The sequence below is a fragment of the Pseudomonas fluorescens genome, from assembly GCF_902497745.1.
Classification (GTDB): domain Bacteria; phylum Pseudomonadota; class Gammaproteobacteria; order Pseudomonadales; family Pseudomonadaceae; genus Aquipseudomonas; species Aquipseudomonas fluorescens_BM.
In genome coordinates, this window is the sequence record NZ_CABVHJ010000037.1 from 1 (window position 1) to 16,710 (window position 16,710).

The 16,710-nt window shown below is 57.7% G+C and carries 13 protein-coding genes; 4 read left to right on the forward strand and 9 right to left on the reverse strand.

The window, feature by feature from the left end:
* Positions 1-273 precede the first annotated feature (273 nt).
* The 3 genes from F8N44_RS30470 to F8N44_RS30480 all read left to right on the forward strand — a co-directional run bounded on the left by F8N44_RS30470 (position 274) and on the right by F8N44_RS30480 (position 2,598).
* Complete coding sequence (locus F8N44_RS30470) at positions 274-1,467, forward strand: MFS transporter (RefSeq protein ID WP_150652955.1); 1,194 nt, start codon at positions 274-276, stop codon at positions 1,465-1,467.
* Between the two features lie 156 nt (positions 1,468-1,623).
* Positions 1,624-1,884 (forward strand): hypothetical protein, encoded by a 261-nt coding sequence (locus tag F8N44_RS30475; protein WP_150652956.1) that lies wholly within the window; start codon positions 1,624-1,626, stop codon positions 1,882-1,884.
* A 261-nt stretch (positions 1,885-2,145) separates the two neighbouring features.
* Positions 2,146-2,598, forward strand: coding sequence for a hypothetical protein (locus F8N44_RS30480; RefSeq protein ID WP_150652957.1), 453 nt, complete (start codon positions 2,146-2,148; stop codon positions 2,596-2,598).
* A 160-nt stretch (positions 2,599-2,758) separates the two neighbouring features.
* Here the strand turns inward: F8N44_RS30480 and F8N44_RS30485 are convergent, their stop codons facing one another.
* From F8N44_RS30485 to F8N44_RS30525, 9 genes are all read right to left on the reverse strand, one after another.
* Positions 2,759-3,739: a peptide ABC transporter ATP-binding protein gene (locus F8N44_RS30485; RefSeq protein WP_007917625.1), complete on the reverse strand. Its 981-nt coding sequence runs from the start codon at positions 3,737-3,739 to the stop codon at positions 2,759-2,761.
* A complete protein-coding gene (locus F8N44_RS30490) occupies positions 3,739-4,707 on the reverse strand; it encodes an ABC transporter ATP-binding protein (protein ID WP_095125386.1) in 969 nt (322 codons plus the stop codon). Before F8N44_RS30490 ends, F8N44_RS30485 begins: the two co-directional genes overlap by 1 nt.
* Before the next feature lie 10 nt (positions 4,708-4,717).
* Positions 4,718-5,641 (reverse strand): ABC transporter permease subunit, encoded by a 924-nt coding sequence (locus F8N44_RS30495; protein ID WP_150652958.1) that lies wholly within the window; start codon positions 5,639-5,641, stop codon positions 4,718-4,720.
* 10 nt (positions 5,642-5,651) lie between these two features.
* A complete protein-coding gene (locus F8N44_RS30500) occupies positions 5,652-6,662 on the reverse strand; it encodes an ABC transporter permease subunit (protein WP_007917620.1) in 1,011 nt (336 codons plus the stop codon).
* 73 nt (positions 6,663-6,735) lie between these two features.
* Positions 6,736-8,331: an ABC transporter substrate-binding protein gene (locus F8N44_RS30505; RefSeq protein WP_150652959.1), complete on the reverse strand. Its 1,596-nt coding sequence runs from the start codon at positions 8,329-8,331 to the stop codon at positions 6,736-6,738.
* A gap of 77 nt (positions 8,332-8,408) precedes the next feature.
* Positions 8,409-9,830, reverse strand: a complete 1,422-nt coding sequence (locus F8N44_RS30510; protein WP_127925813.1) for an OprD family porin — start codon at positions 9,828-9,830, stop codon at positions 8,409-8,411.
* A 174-nt stretch (positions 9,831-10,004) separates the two neighbouring features.
* Positions 10,005-11,603 (reverse strand): ABC transporter substrate-binding protein, encoded by a 1,599-nt coding sequence (locus tag F8N44_RS30515; protein WP_150652960.1) that lies wholly within the window; start codon positions 11,601-11,603, stop codon positions 10,005-10,007.
* Between the two features lie 301 nt (positions 11,604-11,904).
* On the reverse strand, positions 11,905-13,530 hold the full coding sequence (locus F8N44_RS30520; protein WP_127925815.1) for an ABC transporter substrate-binding protein: 1,626 nt from the start codon (positions 13,528-13,530) through the stop codon (positions 11,905-11,907).
* Between the two features lie 260 nt (positions 13,531-13,790).
* On the reverse strand, positions 13,791-15,392 hold the full coding sequence (locus F8N44_RS30525) for an ABC transporter substrate-binding protein (RefSeq protein ID WP_150652961.1): 1,602 nt from the start codon (positions 15,390-15,392) through the stop codon (positions 13,791-13,793).
* Between the two features lie 147 nt (positions 15,393-15,539).
* Between F8N44_RS30525 and F8N44_RS30530 the strand changes: the two genes are divergently transcribed.
* A protein-coding gene (locus tag F8N44_RS30530; protein WP_109627876.1) for an IS3 family transposase occupies positions 15,540-16,702 on the forward strand; the annotation gives its coding sequence in 2 pieces (ribosomal slippage) (positions 15,540-15,795 and positions 15,795-16,702; 1,164 coding nt in all).
* Positions 16,703-16,710: the final 8 nt, after the last annotated feature.

A 16,710-nucleotide genomic window follows, 5' to 3' on the forward strand; every position in this document is an offset into this window, starting at 1 on the left:
AGGGTGAGGGGCTTTTGATCTGTTTCAGATTCTGAGTTCGGCTCGGTATTTCACGTCGGCGTAGCTCTCCCAGACACCTCGGTCAGTCCCCTCTCCCTCTGGGAGAGGGCTAGGGTGAGGGGCTTTTGATCTCAAGTCGGTTTCTGGTTTCGTCCGCGCAATGGCTGTAGGACGACTCGGCTTTTTGTGGTTTTGATGTTCTTGAACGCGACAACCTGCCTGCTGACCGTTAGTGTTCCAGCTCCCCGCACGTCGCTTTGAGAGGTCAATGGAATGACGAGTCGCCTGACTCACTTGCTACGACTGAACGGCTATTTCAGCACGATGGCCTGGGTACTCGCAGCGCTGTTGTTCATCAATCGCCTGAGCAGCATGGTCAAGCTGTTCATGGCACTGTACCTGCGTCAGGAGCTGGGGCTGGCGATCGAGACGGTTGGCTGGTTGCTGTCGGCGTACGGCGCGGGTTTGCTGGTCGGGTCGATGCTCGGTGGCTGGCTCAGTGATCATGTGCGCACGGCGCGGCTGACGGCGGCGTTGTTCTTTGTTTCGGTGTGGGTGCTGATCCTGCTGGGGCTGGTCACGCAAGTGCCGTTGCTCGCTGGATTGTTGTTGCTTAGCGGGACGATTGATGGGGCCATCCGCACCTTGCACCAGCGGCTGATCATGGAATATTGCGAAGTCGCTCAACGTTCGCGTGCGCAGGCGTTGAGTCGGGTGGCGCGTAATCTCGGCATGGCCGCTGCCGGGGTGGCGGGCGGAGTGTTGGCGCAGGCTGATTTTCGTTGGGTATTTTTCGGCAGTGCGGCGATGACGTTGCTGGCGTTACTGTGGTTTGTTCGCACGACCTGGCAGCGGCCGGTGCTGATCAACGACGAGCCATCCACGACCGGCGCCGGCGGAGCGGGTGTGCCGTATCGCGACAAACCATTCCTGTGGTTGCTGGCGGCGACGGCCGTGCTCGGCATCGCGTTCGACACGGTCTACAGCACGCTGGGCAATTATCTGCGTGATTACTACCACCTGAGCACCGAGGCCATCGGCTGGCAGTTCGGGCTCAATGCGTTGCTGGTGATTGCCCTGCAGATTCCGCTGTCGCACTGGGGCGAGCGTTGGGGTACGCGTCGGCAAATGCTTGCGGGTAGTTTGCTGCTGGCCTGCGGGCTGGGCATGTTGCCGTTCGGTTCCGGGCTGGCGTTCGTCTGTCTGTCGACGCTGATCTGGACATTGGGCGAAGCGTTGTTCATGCCGCCGCTGAATGTGCTGGCGATGCAGTTTGCGCAGAGTGGCAAAAGCGGTCAGTACTTTGGCCTGTTCTTTATGAGCTGGAGTGCGAGCGCATTATTGTCGCCGGTGCTCAGCGGTCAGTTGTACGGCAATTTCGGTGGCCACAGTGTCTGGCTGGCCAGCACCGTGTTGGTGCTGATTTCGATTCCCTTAACGTGGCAAGCCACCCGCTCGCTTAGCTGATCCGGCGATAAACGTTATTCGAAACCTGTCTGTCTTCGAAGGGCATTTCTGCCTGCCCGTTGGCGTCCTATCTGGTGAACCCGATGGATCGGAACTAGATTTCACACAGCGCCAGTCAGGCACGAATGTCTCACCTGAAAATGGATGGAGTCGGCTATGAAAAGCAGGTTGCTACGGGTTTTATTGCTGTTGAAAGTGATGGTCATGCTGTCCCTCGGCACCGCGACGGCCTGGGCCGAGTGCGAGGATCACGATTCCCAGGCGTTCAACGGGCAGGTCGGGCATAGCGGCATGATGCTCGCCAAGTCCGAGTCCGAGCCGGGCGATCAGGGGCAGGGTGGTGCTGTCGATGATGACGACTCGACCACTGACGAGCCGGACACTGATGATTCGGACGAAGAGGATAGCCAGACTTAGATTTGCACAAGGACTTATCGCTCCTCACTTGCTGATGTCTGGTTGAAGTGGGGAGGGAAAGTCCTCCGAAAAACGTAACTTTGGTTTTGCCGCTTATCCTCTACTTATATCCAGTTATGCCCTCTTGGTAGGCCAGTCTTTTTTCTTATCGCAATTTAATCTCGTGCACCTGTTAGAAGTGACAGTAGACGCTTCGTCATGCGCCCCCTATAAATATGTTTCGTTAATCACTTTTGTTAAGTAACGGAAAGGAATCGCATGATGAGTAATAAAACGACTAAGACTGAAGGGAAGTTGCAGGCCTCGGGAACTTCAGTGTCGGGGTTTTCAACTACCGATGTTTCCGCTCAGCGTCATCTGTCCGATAAGGGGTATACGTTTGAAGGCGTCAGCACCAAAGGTGAACGCCTAGTGTTTTTCGTTCGCACGTTGGAGATAACACAAGGTAAAAGCTTTCCTGTTGAACAATATGGGGGGGGCGGGACAGCGGCCGCGATTTTTATAGATGATGAAAACTACGTATACAACGGGAAGTCTGGAAAAATTAATTTTGAACAGTTCGATATTAAGACTGAGAAAGTAAAAATTTTCGCCAAGTTTGTCATGTTCAATGAGTCGGGCGAGAAGAATGTAGAGGCTCGTGGAGAGTTTACGGGAATTGGGCAAAGTAATAAGAAAGTGCTGGATGAAAAAGGGGCTTTCAAGGTGGGGTGATTGCGGCTCTCTGATGGTGGGGCGGGCGTATACCTCGCTGTTAGCCGTCGTGAGTTGTTCGCGATTATAGCTGGCAGCAGTAGTCACCTCGTCCCGGAATTCGCCAGGAATAAAGTGACCACTGATTAACAGGTCAAGCCCACGTTTTCGTGGGCTTTTTTTACGCCGCGCCGTCGAGGAATTGCTCGGCGTAGTGGCAAGCCACCTGCCGGCTGTCGAGCTGGCGCAACGCTGGCTCTTCAGTGCTGCAACGCTCGGTCGCATACGGGCAGCGCTTGTGGAAAGCACAGCCTGGTGGCGGGTTCAGCGGGTTAGGCAGTTCGCCGACGATCTTGATTTTCGGCTTGTTCGGGTCCGGGTGAATGGTCGGGGTCGCCGACAGTAGCGCCTGGGTGTAAGGGTGCAACGGACGCTCGTAAATGTCGTTCTTCGGACCCAGTTCCACCGGGCGACCGAGGTACATCACCATCACGTCATCGGCCACGTGCTGCACCACTGCGAGGTTGTGCGAGATGAACACGTAAGCGGTGTTGAACTCCTGCTGCAGATCCATGAACAGGTTGAGCACCTGCGCCTGAATCGACACGTCCAATGCCGAGGTCGGTTCGTCCGCCACCAGCACTTTCGGTTGCAGCATCATCGCGCGCGCCAGGGCGATACGCTGACGCTGACCGCCGGAAAACATGTGCGGATAGCGCTGATAGTGCTCAGGGCGCAAGCCGACCTGCTTCATCATCGCCTGGACTTTCTCGCGACGTTCGGCGGCGGAGAGGTTGGTGTTGATCAGCAACGGCTCGCCGAGCTGGTCACCGACTTTCTGTCGTGGGTTCAACGACGCGTACGGGCTCTGAAACACCATCTGCACGTCTTTGCGCAATTGCTTGCGCTGGGCCTTGTCGGCGCCGGCGACTTCCTGGCCGGCGATTTTCAGCGAGCCGGACGACGGATCTTCAATCAGTGTCAGAGCACGGGCGAGGGTGGATTTGCCGCAGCCCGATTCGCCGACAACAGCGAGGGTCTTGCCGGCCTCCAGTTCAAACGACACGCCGTTCAGTGCGCGTACGGTCGCATGGCCCTTGAACAGGCCACGGGAGACTTCGTAGTGACGGGTCAGGTCGCGGGCGGTAAGTACGACGGCCATTACGCCACCTCCTGGTTCAGCGGGAAGAAGCAGCGGGCGAGGCTGTGGCTTTTCGGATCAAGGCCTGGACGCTGCGCGCGGCAGCTGTCCTGCACGTACGGGCAACGCGGTGACAGCAGGCAACCCTGCGGACGGTCGTAGCGGCCCGGAACGATACCCGGCAGGGTCGACAGGCGTGAGGCGCCGAGGCTGTGCTCCGGAATCGCCTTGAGCAGCGCTTCGCTGTACGGGTGTGCCGGGATGTCGAACAATTGCGGCACCTGCCCGACTTCAACGGCTTGCCCTGCGTACATCACGCAGACGCGCTGGGCGGTTTCAGCCACGACGGCGAGGTCGTGAGTGATCAGCACCAGGCCCATGTTCTGTTCTTTCTGCAGCGCCAGCAGCAGATCCATGATCTGTGCCTGAATCGTCACGTCCAGAGCCGTGGTCGGTTCGTCGGCGATCAGCAGTTTCGGTTCGCCGGCAATTGCCATGGCGATCGCAACGCGTTGGCTCATACCGCCGGAGAGTTGGTGCGGGTAGGCGTCCATACGGCTGGCGGCGCCCGGAATTTCAACTTTTTCCAGCAACTCGATCGCACGTTTGCGCGCTTGCTTGCCGGACATTTTCAGGTGCAGACGCAGCACTTCTTCAATCTGGAAGCCGACGGTGTAGCTTGGGTTCAGTGCGGTCATCGGGTCCTGAAAAACCATCGACAGGTCTTTACCGACGATTTGCCGACGCTGACGATTGCTCAGCTTGAGCATGTCTTTGCCGTCAAAGCTGAGCGAGTCGGCGGTGACGATGCCGGGATGCTCGATCAGGCCCATCAGCGCCATCATGGTCACGGATTTGCCCGAACCCGATTCGCCAACGATAGCCAACACTTCGCCCTTGTCGACTTTCAGGTCGAGGCCGTCGACCACCGGGGTCGCGGTCTTGTCGCCGAAGCGAACGTTGAGATTCTTGATTTCTAGCAGTGACATGGGAATCTCCTCAGGCGGCGTTCTTGAGTTTCGGGTCCAGCGCATCGCGCAGGCCGTCGCCCATCAAGTTGATTGCCAGCACGCTGAGCAAAATGGTCAAACCAGGCAGGCTCACCACCCACCAGGCGCGTTCGATGTAGTCGCGGGCCGAGGCCAGCATGGTGCCCCACTCGGGAGTTGGCGGTTGTACGCCAAGGCCGAGGAAGCCCAGTGCCGCAGCGTCGAGAATCGCCGACGAGAAGCTCAGAGTTGCCTGAACGATCAGCGGCGCCATGCAGTTCGGCAGCACGGTGATGAACATCAGACGTGGCAGACCGGCACCGGCCAGGCGCGCGGCGGTCACGTAGTCGCGGTTCAGTTCGCCCATCACCGCGGCTCGGGTCAGACGCACATAGGACGGCAGCGAGACGACAGCAATGGCGATCACGGTGTTGATCAGGCCAGGGCCGAGGATGGCGACGATCGCCACAGCCAGCAGCAGCGATGGCAGGGCCAGCATGATGTCCATCAGACGCATGATGGTCGGGCCGATCATCTTCGGGAAGAAACCGGCGAACAGACCGAGCAGGATCCCCGGAATCAGCGACATCACCACCGACGACAAACCGATCAGCAGCGACAGGCGCGAGCCCTGGATCAGACGCGACAGCAGGTCACGACCGAGTTCATCGGTGCCGAGCAGGAATTGCATCTGGCCGCCTTCCAGCCACGCCGGTGGCGTCAGCAGGAAATCACGGTATTGCTCGCTCGGGTTATGCGGCGCGACCCACGGCGCGAAAATCGCGCAGAAGATGATCAGCAGCATGAACAGCAGGCCGGCAACTGCGCCCTTGTTCTTCGAAAAGGCTTGCCAGAATTCTTTGTACGGAGACGGGTACAGCAGACTTTGATCCGCGTTGGCGGCGGTGGCTACTGAGGATGTTGGAGTGCTCATGGTATGGACCTCAGCGCTGATGACGGATGCGTGGGTTGGCAAAGCCGTAGAGGATGTCCACCACGAAGTTGACCAGAATCACCAGGCAGGCGATTAACAGGATGCCGTTTTGCACAACCGGATAGTCCCGGGCGCCGATGGCTTCGATCAGCCATTTACCGATGCCGGGCCAGGAGAAAATGGTTTCGGTCAGAACTGCACCAGCCAGCAGGGTGCCGACTTGCAGGCCGACCACGGTCAGTACCGGAATCAGCGCATTGCGCAGACCGTGGACGAACACCACGCGCGACGGCGACAGGCCTTTGGCCTTGGCGGTGCGGATGTAGTCTTCGCGCAGCACTTCAAGCATCGACGAGCGGGTCATCCGCGCGATCACCGCCAGCGGAATGGTGCCGAGCACGATGGCTGGCAGGATCAGGTGATGCAGCGCGTCGAAAAATGCGCCAACGTCATCGGCCAGCAGCGTGTCGATCAGCATGAAACCGGTGCGCGGCTCGATGTCATAGAGCAGGTCGATCCGTCCGGAAACCGGGGTCCAGCCCAGGCTCACCGAGAAGAACATGATCAGGATCAGGCCCCACCAGAAGATCGGCATCGAATACCCCGCGAGGGAGATGCCCATCACCCCGTGGTCGAACAGCGATCCTCGCTTGAGTGCCGCGATCACCCCGGCCAGAAGCCCGAGAATGCCGGCGAACAGCAGGGCGGCCATGGACAGTTCCAGGGTCGCCGGGAAGAGGGAGGTGAACTCGGTCCATACGCTTTCACGCGTGCGCAGGGATTCGCCGAGATCGCCTTGAGCCAGTTTGCCGATGTAGTCCAGATACTGGGCATACAGCGGCTTGTTCAGACCTAGGCGTTCCATTGCCTGAGCGTGCATTTCGGGGTCGACCCGACGTTCGCCCATCATCACTTCCACGGGGTCGCCCGGAATCATGCGAATCAACGCGAAAGTCAGCAAGGTGATGCCGAAAAACGTGGGGATCAATAACCCCAGTCGGCGGGCAATAAAACTAAACATCGTGTGTGGTACCTCATCAGCCGGTTAGGCGTGCCCGGTGTCCCTGGGGTCAGGGACGCCGGGAGTTTCTTATCTACTTCACCTGGGTGGTGGCGAAGTTATTAGTGGTGAGAGGGCTGATGTGATAGCCCTCTACGTTGTTGCGCATTGCGGTAAACATCCTGGTGTGGGCCATGCTGATCCATGGCTGATCCTGATTAAACAATACTTGCGCCTGTTCGTAGAGCGCGGCGCGTTCGGCCGGATCTACTTTAGCCCGTGCTTCATCCAGCAGTGCCTGGAATTTCTCGTTGCACCAGCGCGCGTAGTTCTCGCCGTTTTTTGCCGCCTCGCAACTGAGCATAGGCGTCAGGAAGTTATCCGGGTCGCCGTTGTCGCCCGCCCATCCGGCCGAGACCATATCGTGCTCACCGGCCTTGGCGCGTTTGAGCATTTCGCCCCATTCCATCACGCGAATGTCGATCTTGATCCCGACTTTCGCCAGGTCAGCCTGCATCATTTGCGCGCCGAGCATCGGGTTGGGGTTGGTCGGGCCGCCGCCGTTACGGGTAAACAGGGTAAACACGGTGCCTTCCGGTACCCCGGCTTCCTTGAGCAGGGCGCGGGCTTTGTCGAGGTCACGTGGCGGGTTCTTCAGGTCGTGGTTGTAGCCCAGCAGCGTGTCCGGGTACGGGTTGACCGCGACGGTTGCATTGCCCGTGCCAAACAGCGCGTTGACGTAAGCGGCTTTGTCGAAGGCGATATCGATCGCCTTACGCACGCGCACATCGCTCATGTATTTGTGCTGGGTGTTCATGGCGATGTACGAAACGGTCATCGCGTTCAGTTCATCGACCTTGAGCTTGTCGTCTTTCTTGATGCTCGGGATGTCATCCGGTTTCGGATACAGCGCGATCTGGCACTCGTTGGCCTTGAGCTTCTGCAGGCGCACGTTGTTGTCGGTGGCAATCGCCAGAATCAACGCATCGGCTGGTGGCTTGCCACGGAAATACTCCGGGTTGGCCTTGAAGCGCACCTGCGCATCCTTGGCATAACGCTGGAAGATGAACGGGCCGGTGCCGACCGGTTTGTTGTTGAGGTCGCCGGTCTTGTTGGCCTTGAGCAACTGGTCGGCGTACTCGGCGGAGTAGATGGCAGTGAACGGCATCGCGACGTCGGCCAGGAACGGCGCTTCACGACGGGTCAAAGTGAACTTGACCGTTTGGTCGTCGACTTTTTCGACGCTTTTGAGCAGTTCTTTGAAGCCCATGCTTTCAAAGTACGGGAAGCCCACGCTGGACAATTTGTGCCACGGGTGATTCGGGTCCAGCTGACGCTGGAAGCTCCAGACCACGTCGTCGGCGTTCATGTCGCGGGTCGGCTTGAAGTATTCGGTGGTGTGAAACTTGACGCCTTTACGCAGGTGGAACGTGTAGGTCAGACCGTCTTCGCTGATGTCCCAGGTGTCTGCCAGGGCCGGCACGATTTCCGTGGTGCCGGGCTTGAAGTCCACCAGACGGTTGAAGATGGTTTCGGCCACAGCGTCCGCCGTGACTGCAGTTGTGTACTGGACCATATCGAAGCCTTCCGGACTGGCTTCGGTGCAGACCACCAAGGGTTTGGCCGAGACGCCGACAGCGACACTCAGCAACGCAGCCGCGATGGCCGCACGTAGGGGGAGCATTTTCATCGATAACCCTCTGCAATCGGTTGAAGACAAAAAGCCGAACGGCCGACTCATCATGAGTCAGCCGTCGGCTGGCGTTTTTACAGGATGTTGAATGGAATCGTGGTCACGAGACGGAACTCGTTGATGTTGCCGTCAGCCTGGTTTTCACTGGCGCGGTGCGTGGTATACGTCGCGCGAATCGCGGTGGCCTTGAGCGGGCCGCTCTGCACGGCGTAGGAAGCACCGATGCCGTATTCGTAGTGAGTTTCGCCGTCCATCAGGCTCAGGTCGCCGCGCTTGGCGCCCGGGTCGGTGTAGGCGGTGCCACGGTAGTGAGTACCGTCAATGCCCCAGCCGCGTGCCTGGTAGATGTTGAACTTCAGGCCTGGCACGCCATATTCGGCCATGTTGATGCCGTAGGCGATCTGGAAGGACTTCTCGTTCGGGCCGTTGAAGTCCGACAGCAGGGAGTTGGCCAGGTAGATGCCGTTGGTTTCATGCAGGTAGTCGAAGTAGGTGTCGCCATTCACTTCCTGGTACGAGAAGGTCAGGCTGTGAGCCTGGTGAGCCAGACCCAGCGACAGCGAGTAAGTATCGTTGTCGATCTCGCCCATCAGCTTTTTGCCTTCGTCGACGGTCTTGTAGTAGTTCAGACCGGTGGTCAGGCTCAGCACCTGGCTGTCACCCAGTTCGTGGGTGGCACCGAAGTAGTACTGGTTCCAGAAGTCTTCGACGTTGGAGCCGTACAGGCTGGTTTTCAGACTCTTGAACGGCTGGTAGTTGACGCCGGCGATGTAGACCTTGTCGGTCTCAACGCCAGTGGCCGAGTACTCGGTGCGGAATTTCGACAGGCTCTGCTCGGTACGCGGCGAAACACGGTCGAAGCCACCGAGGTCGAACGACAGGTTGTTGAACTCTTCGCTGTGCAGGGTAATACCCTCAAAGCTCGAAGGCAGCGGACGGTTGCCGATGACGTCAACGATCGGGGTGCTGAAGTTCTGACGACCGGCGGTCAGCGTGGTGTTGGAAACACGCAGCTTGACGTTGGCCAGACCCAGTTTGCTCCACTGGTCGACAGCGTCGCCGTCGGAGTGTGCCAGAGTGCGGTTGGAACCGCCGGCGATGTCCTTGCGGTCACGGTCCAGAACGATGGCGTTGTAAGCGGCGACTTCGGTGCTGACGCCAACGGTGCCTTGGGTGAAGCCCGAGGTGTAGTTGACGATGGTGCCTTGCACCCAGTTGATACGACGCGGGGTCGGTGTCTTGACCACTGGCGAAGTGTTCTTGTCACTGTTTTTCACGTAGCTGAAACGGTCATCACGACGCTTCAGTTCATTGGCGTACCAGTTACGGGTTGTGCCGCCCAGGCTTTGTCCATCGATAAAGCCTTTGGCCTCGCTTTGGGCGCTACTGCCGGCCAATGTGGTAGGGACGAACTCCTGACTTGCAGGTTCTGCGTACGCCGTGGCGGTGATGCTGCTAATGGCCAGGGCCAGTATCGCGGTGCTGCTCAGTTTCATGGGTGAAGCTCCTTTACTTTCTTTTTATGCCGGCTTTTTTGGTATGCCGGTTATTGGTTTAGAACTCATTCACACATCGCAAACGTTTGCAAAAAGCCGGATTGGCGAATTTCGGCAAAGCGCTTGCGTGAGGGGCTAGACAGCGCCCCTCAGCGTTGCGGCTAATCGTCTGGTTTAATCGATACCGACACCCGAGAACACGTTGCGACCGAACGGGCTGACTTTGAACCCTTCGATCCTCGCGCTTAACGGCTGGTTGACCGTCGAGTGGGCGACAGGCGTGATCGGCACTTGCTGTTTAAGCAATTGCTGGGCCTGTTTGTAGAGCACGGTGCGCTGGTCGCGGTCGGTGACGACCTTGGCCTCTTTGATCAGCTTGTCGTAAGCCGGATCGCACCACATGGAATAGTTGTTGCCGCCAATGGCATCGCAGCTGTACAGCGTGCCGAGCCAGTTGTCCGGATCCCCATTGTCACCGGTCCAGCCGATCAGGCTGATGTCATGCTCGCCATTCTTGGTGCGCTTGATGTACTCGCCCCATTCGTAGCTGACGATCTTCACTTTCAGACCGATCTTGGCCCAGTCCGCCTGGAGCATTTCGGCCATCAGCTTGGCGTTGGGGTTGTACGGACGCTGCACCGGCATCGCCCACAGGGTGATTTCAGTGCCTTCCTTGACGCCGGCAGCCTTGAGCAGCTCTTTGGCTTTTTCCGGGTTGTAGGCGGCGTCTTTGATGCTGTCGTCGTAGGACCACTGGGTTGGCGGCATGGCGTTCACGGCCAGTTGGCCAGCGCCTTGATAAACAGCGTTGAGAATCCCTTGTTTATTCACCGCCATGTCCAGCGCCTGCCGCACTTCGAGCTGGTCGAAAGGCTTGTGACGGACGTTATAGGCGATGTAGCCGAGGTTGAAACCCGGCTTGGAAATCAGTTGCAGTTTCGGGTCGGCCTTCAACGCTTCAACATCGGCAGGGCGCGGATGCAGGGTGATCTGGCATTCGCCGGCCTTGAGCTTTTGCACGCGTACCGAGGCGTCGGTGTTGATCGCGAAAATCAGATTGTCGAGTTTGACCCGGCTCGGATCCCAGTAATGTTTATTACCGGTGTAACGGATGTTCGAGTCTTTCTGATAACTCTTGAACACGAACGGCCCGGTGCCGATCGGTTTCTGGTTGATATCGCTCGGTTTGCCTTCGGTCAGCAGTTTGTCGGCGTATTCGGCGGACAGGATGGCGGCGAAACTCATGGCGACGTTCTGGATGAACGCGGCGTCGACGCTGTTGAGCGTGAACTCCACGGTCAGCGGCCCGGTCTTCTCGACCTTGGCGATGTTCTTGTTCAGGCTCATCCCGTTGAAGTACGGGAATTCGGTGGGATAAGCCTTACGGAAAGGTTGCTGTGCATCCAGCATGCGATTAAACGTGAACAACACGTCATCGGCGTTGAAATCGCGGCTCGGCTTGAAGTACGGCGTTGTATGAAATTTCACGCCTTCACGCAGGTGAAAGGTGTACTTGAGACCATCCTCGGAAATATCCCATGTGGTTGCCAGGCCTGGGACGACATTGGTCGCGCCTTTTTCGAACTCGACCAGACGGTTGTAGATCGGTTCGGCGGCGTCGTTATCGGTCGCTGTCGTGTACTGCGCGGTATCGAAACCCGCCGGGCTGCCTTCAGAGCAGAACACCAGGCTTTTGCTGGCGGCGAAACTGGCGGACGAGGCGGCCAACAGGCCGGCGCCCAGCAATGCGGAAAAAACCAAGGTATGGCGCATGACGCTCCCTCTTTTTTTAGTGTTGTTCAATGTGCCGTCGTCTCATCCGGAGACGTATTGGCAGCATTGAGCTCAAGCCAGAACGTACGGCAAACCGGTGGCCCACGCAGAAACTGGTCAGTACCCGACGGTAGGGGCCGCGGTCCTGGCAGTAAATGCGTAAATGCCTTAAAGCTCGTAGGAAAAGGCGACACGTCCTATACCGCTGCGGTAATCCACAGTGGAATTGGTTGTAGGCAATTTCCTGAATTCCCGGCAGGTAAAACAGCGGCGACGTTAAAAACGTCGCCGCTGCAGTGCCTTATTTGCTGACGCTGACGCCGTAGAAGGAGTTCAAGCCAAATGGGCTGATCTTGAAATCCTGCACGTTGGCGCGCATGGGTTGATACACCGTCGAGTGAGCGATAGGTGTCATCGGGACTGCATCTTTGAGGACGTGTTGTGCCTCTTTGTACAGTTCGGTGCGTTTACCTTGGTCGGTTGTACGCTTGGCTTCTTTGACGAGGCCGTCGAACTTCTTGTCGCACCACTTAGAGAAGTTGTTGCCGCTGAGCGAGTCGCAACCGAACAGCACGTTCAGCCAGTTGTCCGGATCACCATTGTCACCGCTCCAGCCAATGATCATGGCCTGGTTCTCGCCACCTTTGGAGCGCTTGATGTACTCGCCCCACTCGTAGCTGGTGATCTTCACTTTCAAGCCGATCTTGGCCCAGTCGGACTGGAGCATTTCAGCCATCAGTTTGGCGTTCGGGTTGTACGGACGCTGCACCGGCATCGCCCACAGAACGATTTCGGTACCTTCCTTGACGCCGGCTTCCTTGAGCAGCTGTTTGGCTTTCTCAGGATCGTACTTGGCATCTTTGATGGTGGTGTCGTAAGACCACTGGGTCGGCGGCATGGCGTTGACGGCCAGTTGGCCTGCGCCTTGATAAACCGAGTCGATGATCTGCGGCTTGTTCACGGCCATGTCCAGCGCCTGACGGACGCGCAGGTCAGCCAGCGGGTTGGCCTCGTTGCTGCCCTTGACCTTGTCCATCACGTTGTAGGCGATGTAACCCAGGTTGAAGCCAGCCTGATCAGGCATCTTCAGCGACTTGTCTTCTTTCAGCGCTTTCAGGTCGGCTGGACGCGGGAACAGGGTGACCTGGCACTCGTTCTTTTTCAGCTTCTGAATACGTACCGACGGGTCGGTGGTGATGGCGAAGATCAGGTTGTCGATCTTCACGTCATCAGGCTTCCAGTAATCCTTGTTGCCGGTGTACCGGATGTTGGAATCTTTCTGGTAGCTCTTGAACACGAAAGGACCAGTGCCGATCGGCTTCTGGTTGATGTCGGCGGCTTTGCCTTCTTTCAGCAGCTGCGCTGCGTACTCGGCGGACTGCACCGAGGCGAAGCTCATGGCCATGTTCTGGATGAACGCAGCGTCGACTTCTTTCAGAGTGAACTTGACGGTGTGGTCGTCGACTTTATCGATCTTGGTGATGTTGGTGTCCATCCCCATGTCGGTGAAGTACGGGAATTCGGTCGGGTACGCCTTACGGAACGGGTCATCCTTGTTAATCATGCGATTGAAGGTGAACAGCACGTCGTCGGCGTTGAACTCACGAGTCGGCTTGAAATACGGGGTGGTGTGGAACTTGACGCCTTCACGCAGGTGGAAGGTGTACGTCAGGCCATCATCGGAAATGTCCCACTTGGTCGCCAGACCAGGAATCACGGCGGTGCCGCCGCGCTCGAACTGGGTCAGACGGTTGAACATGGTTTCGGCTGAGGCGTCGAAGTCGGTTCCGGTGGTGTACTGGCCTGGGTCGAAACCGGCCGGGCTGCCTTCGGAGCAGAACACCAGGTTAGTCGCAGCGGATGCGAAAGGTGCGGAGGCTAACAAGCCTGCGCCGACTAAAAACGGAATGACCGCGTGTTTAAGCATGTTGGCCTCATGATTTGTTGTCATTTTTTAGTTGTGAGGTACGACCTCGTGAGTCGTGCCTGCGGATACTTATGCAGGGGCCATACCCAATGCAAGATCCAGAGTGTGAGTGAGCGTTAAACCGTGGCACGAACGTACCTTAATGTCGCATCTGTATAACTTCTGACGCATTTGACCGTTTGCGGGTGGTTTTTACGGTGCAAATGAAGCCCCAAAACGGTGCGCTGGTCACGTTGTGCGCGCCGCCTTGGGGCTCGGTGTTACTTATTTATACCCACGCCATAGAAGGGGGTCAGACCGAACGGGCTGATACGGAAGTCGCTGACTTCCTTGCGCAGCGGCTGGAACACCGTGGAGTTGGCAATCGGCGTGATCGGCACTTGCTGTTTAAGGATCAGTTGCGCCTGTTGATACAGTTTTACCCGCTGCTCCTTGTCCGTGGACAACTTGGCCTGTTGCACCAGTTTGTCGTAGGCCGGATCGCACCATTTGGCGTAGTTGCTGCCTTTCACCGCCGCGCAGCTGTAGAGCACGCCAAGCCAGTTGTCCGGGTCACCGTTGTCACCTGTCCAACCATAGATCATGGCGTCGTGTTCGCCATTTTTTGCACGTTTGATGTACTCGCCCCATTCATAGCTGACGATGTTGGCCTTGATGCCGATTTTCTCCCAATCCTGCTGGATCATCTGCGCCGACATCCGCGCATTCGGGTTGGAAGCGCGTTGCACTGTCATCGCCCAGAGATTGATGGTTGTACCTGGCGCAACCCCTGCTTCTTTCAGTAGCACCTGCGCTTTGACCGGGTCGTAAGGGGCATCCTTGATATTCGGGTCATACGACCATTGCGCCGGCGGCAAGGCGTTTTGGGCCAGTTGGCCGGCGCTCTGGTAGACGGCTTTGATGATTGCCGGTTTGTCGATGGCCATGTCCAGCGCCTGGCGGACTTTGAGCTGATCGAGTGGCGCGTGGGTGGTGTTGTAGGCGAGGAAACCGAGGTTGAAACCGGCCTGTTTGAGCACGCGCAGGTTCGGGTCTTTTTCCATCACTTCGATATCGGCCGGGCGTGGGTAGCCGCTGACCTGGCATTCGCCGGCCTTGAGCTTCTGCAGGCGCACGGCGGCGTCCGGGGTGATCGAGAAGATCAGGTTGTCGATCTTCACGTCCTCGGGTTTCCAGTAGGCCGTGTTGGCGGCGTAGCGGATTTGCGAATCCTTCTGGTAGCGCTTGAAGACGAATGGGCCGGTGCCGATAGGTTTCTGGTTGAGGTCGGCGGCTTTGCCTTCCTTCAACAGTTGGTTGGCGTATTCGGCTGATTGCACCGAGGCGAAGCTCATGGCGAGGTTTTGCACGAACGCGGCGTCGACGTTGTTGAGGTTGAAGCGCACGGTTTGCTCGTCGAGTTTTTCTACCGATTTGATTGTGGTGTTGAGGCCCATGTCGGTGAAGTAGGGGGACTCGGCGGGGTAGGCCTTGCGGAAGGCGTTGTCCGGGTCGAGCAGGCGCTGGAAGGTGAAGAGGACGTCGTCGGCGTTGAAGTCTCGGGTCGGGGTGAAATATTCCGTGGTGTGGAATTTCACACCTTGGCGTAGGTGGAAGGTGTATTGCAGGCCGTCGCTGGAGACGTCCCATTTGGTTGCCAGGCCGGGTTCGATGTCGGTGCCGCCGCGTTTGAATTGGGTGAGGCGGTTGAAGACGGTTTCGGCGGAGGCGTCGAAGTCGGTGCCGCTGGTGTATTGGCTGGGGTCGAAGCCTGCCGGGCTGGCTTCGGAGCAATAAACGAGTGTTGTGGCGGCGTTGGCGATCGGGGCTATGGCTGTTAGTGCGAGGGTGATTAATAGTGGTTTGAGGGTGAATCTTTCCATGGAGTCCCCGGGGATTGGAGGTGGTTGTGATTTCAGGGTAGCGGGGATTTGGGGGGCTTCGGAAATATCGTTTTTCTTGGGGGTGTAGTGGTCTAATGAAACCGGACACCCATTTAGGCGAGAATGCTCGCCAGATCGAGGTGTCAGATGACTAAACAACGCCGCTCCTTTACTCCTGAATTCAAGCGCGAGGCTGCCGACCTTGTGCTCAAACAAAACTACAGCTACATCGAAGCCAGCCGTTCACTCGGCATTGGTGAATCGGCATTGCGCCGCTGGGTTGACCAGATTCAGAAAGAACATAAAGGCGTCACCCCGCAGAGCAAGGCACTGACTCCGGAACAGCAAAAAATTCAGGAGCTGGAAGCCCGGATTGCTCGGCTTGAGCGAGAGAAATCAATACTAAAAAAGGCTACCGCGCTCTTGATGTCGGAAGATCACGAGCGTTCGCGCTGATTGACCAGTTGAGGGCACATGAGCCGGTTGATTGGCTGTGCAAGGTGTTTGACGTCACTCGCTCGTGTTACTACGCCCAGCGCCTGCGGCGCCGCACGCCCGATGTTGAACGGCTTCGATTGCGTAGTCGCGTCAGTGAGCTGTTCTCGCAAAGTCGCAGCTCTGCGGGCAGTCGCAGCATCCTGTCGCTGATGCGTGAAGACGGTGAGCAACTCGGTCGATTCAAAGTGCGTAGCTTGATGCGCGAGCTTGATTTAGTCAGCAAACAACCCGGCTCCCATGCCTACAAACGAGCAACAGTAGAAAGACTGGATATCCCGAACACATTGAACCGCGAGTTCGACGTGCCAGCGCCCAATCAAGTCTGGTGCGGCGATATCACCTACATTTGGGCGCAAGGAAAGTGGCATTACCTGGCTGTCGTCCTGGATCTTTGTACGCGTCGGATCGTGGGCTGGGCGCTGTCGGAAAAGCCAGACGCTGAGCTGGTGATCAAAGCGCTGGATATGGCTTACGAGCAGCGTGGCAGGCCTTCGGATCTGCTATTCCACTCGGACCAGGGATCGCAATATGCAAGCCGACTCTTTCGCCAGCGGTTGTGGCGATACCGCATGCGCCAGAGCATGAGTCGACGAGGAAACTGCTGGGATAACGCACCGATGGAGCGCGTATTTCGCAGCTTGAAAACAGAATGGATACCGACCGTGGGCTATCGAACTGCGCAGGAAGCACAGCGCGATATCAGCCATTTTTTGATGCATCGCTACAACTGGATTCGGCCTCACCAATTCAACGATGGGTTGGCGCCAGCGCGGGCCGAGGAAAAACTTAACGTCGTGTCCGGGATTAGTTGACCACCACA

Bases quoted from the DNA above. Each gene is read 5' to 3' on its own strand.
- F8N44_RS30470 (WP_150652955.1), top strand. From the start codon at position 274: ATGACGAGTCGCCTGACTCACTTGCTACGACTGAACGGCTATTTCAGC.
- F8N44_RS30475 (WP_150652956.1), top strand. From the start codon at position 1,624: ATGAAAAGCAGGTTGCTACGGGTTTTATTGCTGTTGAAAGTGATGGTC.
- F8N44_RS30480 (WP_150652957.1), top strand. From the start codon at position 2,146: ATGAGTAATAAAACGACTAAGACTGAAGGGAAGTTGCAGGCCTCGGGA.
- F8N44_RS30485 (WP_007917625.1), bottom strand. From the start codon at position 3,739: ATGGCCGTCGTACTTACCGCCCGCGACCTGACCCGTCACTACGAAGTC.
- F8N44_RS30490 (WP_095125386.1), bottom strand. From the start codon at position 4,707: ATGTCACTGCTAGAAATCAAGAATCTCAACGTTCGCTTCGGCGACAAG.
- F8N44_RS30495 (WP_150652958.1), bottom strand. From the start codon at position 5,641: ATGAGCACTCCAACATCCTCAGTAGCCACCGCCGCCAACGCGGATCAA.
- F8N44_RS30500 (WP_007917620.1), bottom strand. From the start codon at position 6,662: ATGTTTAGTTTTATTGCCCGCCGACTGGGGTTATTGATCCCCACGTTT.
- F8N44_RS30505 (WP_150652959.1), bottom strand. From the start codon at position 8,331: ATGAAAATGCTCCCCCTACGTGCGGCCATCGCGGCTGCGTTGCTGAGT.
- F8N44_RS30510 (WP_127925813.1), bottom strand. From the start codon at position 9,830: ATGAAACTGAGCAGCACCGCGATACTGGCCCTGGCCATTAGCAGCATC.
- F8N44_RS30515 (WP_150652960.1), bottom strand. From the start codon at position 11,603: ATGCGCCATACCTTGGTTTTTTCCGCATTGCTGGGCGCCGGCCTGTTG.
- F8N44_RS30520 (WP_127925815.1), bottom strand. From the start codon at position 13,530: ATGCTTAAACACGCGGTCATTCCGTTTTTAGTCGGCGCAGGCTTGTTA.
- F8N44_RS30525 (WP_150652961.1), bottom strand. From the start codon at position 15,392: ATGGAAAGATTCACCCTCAAACCACTATTAATCACCCTCGCACTAACA.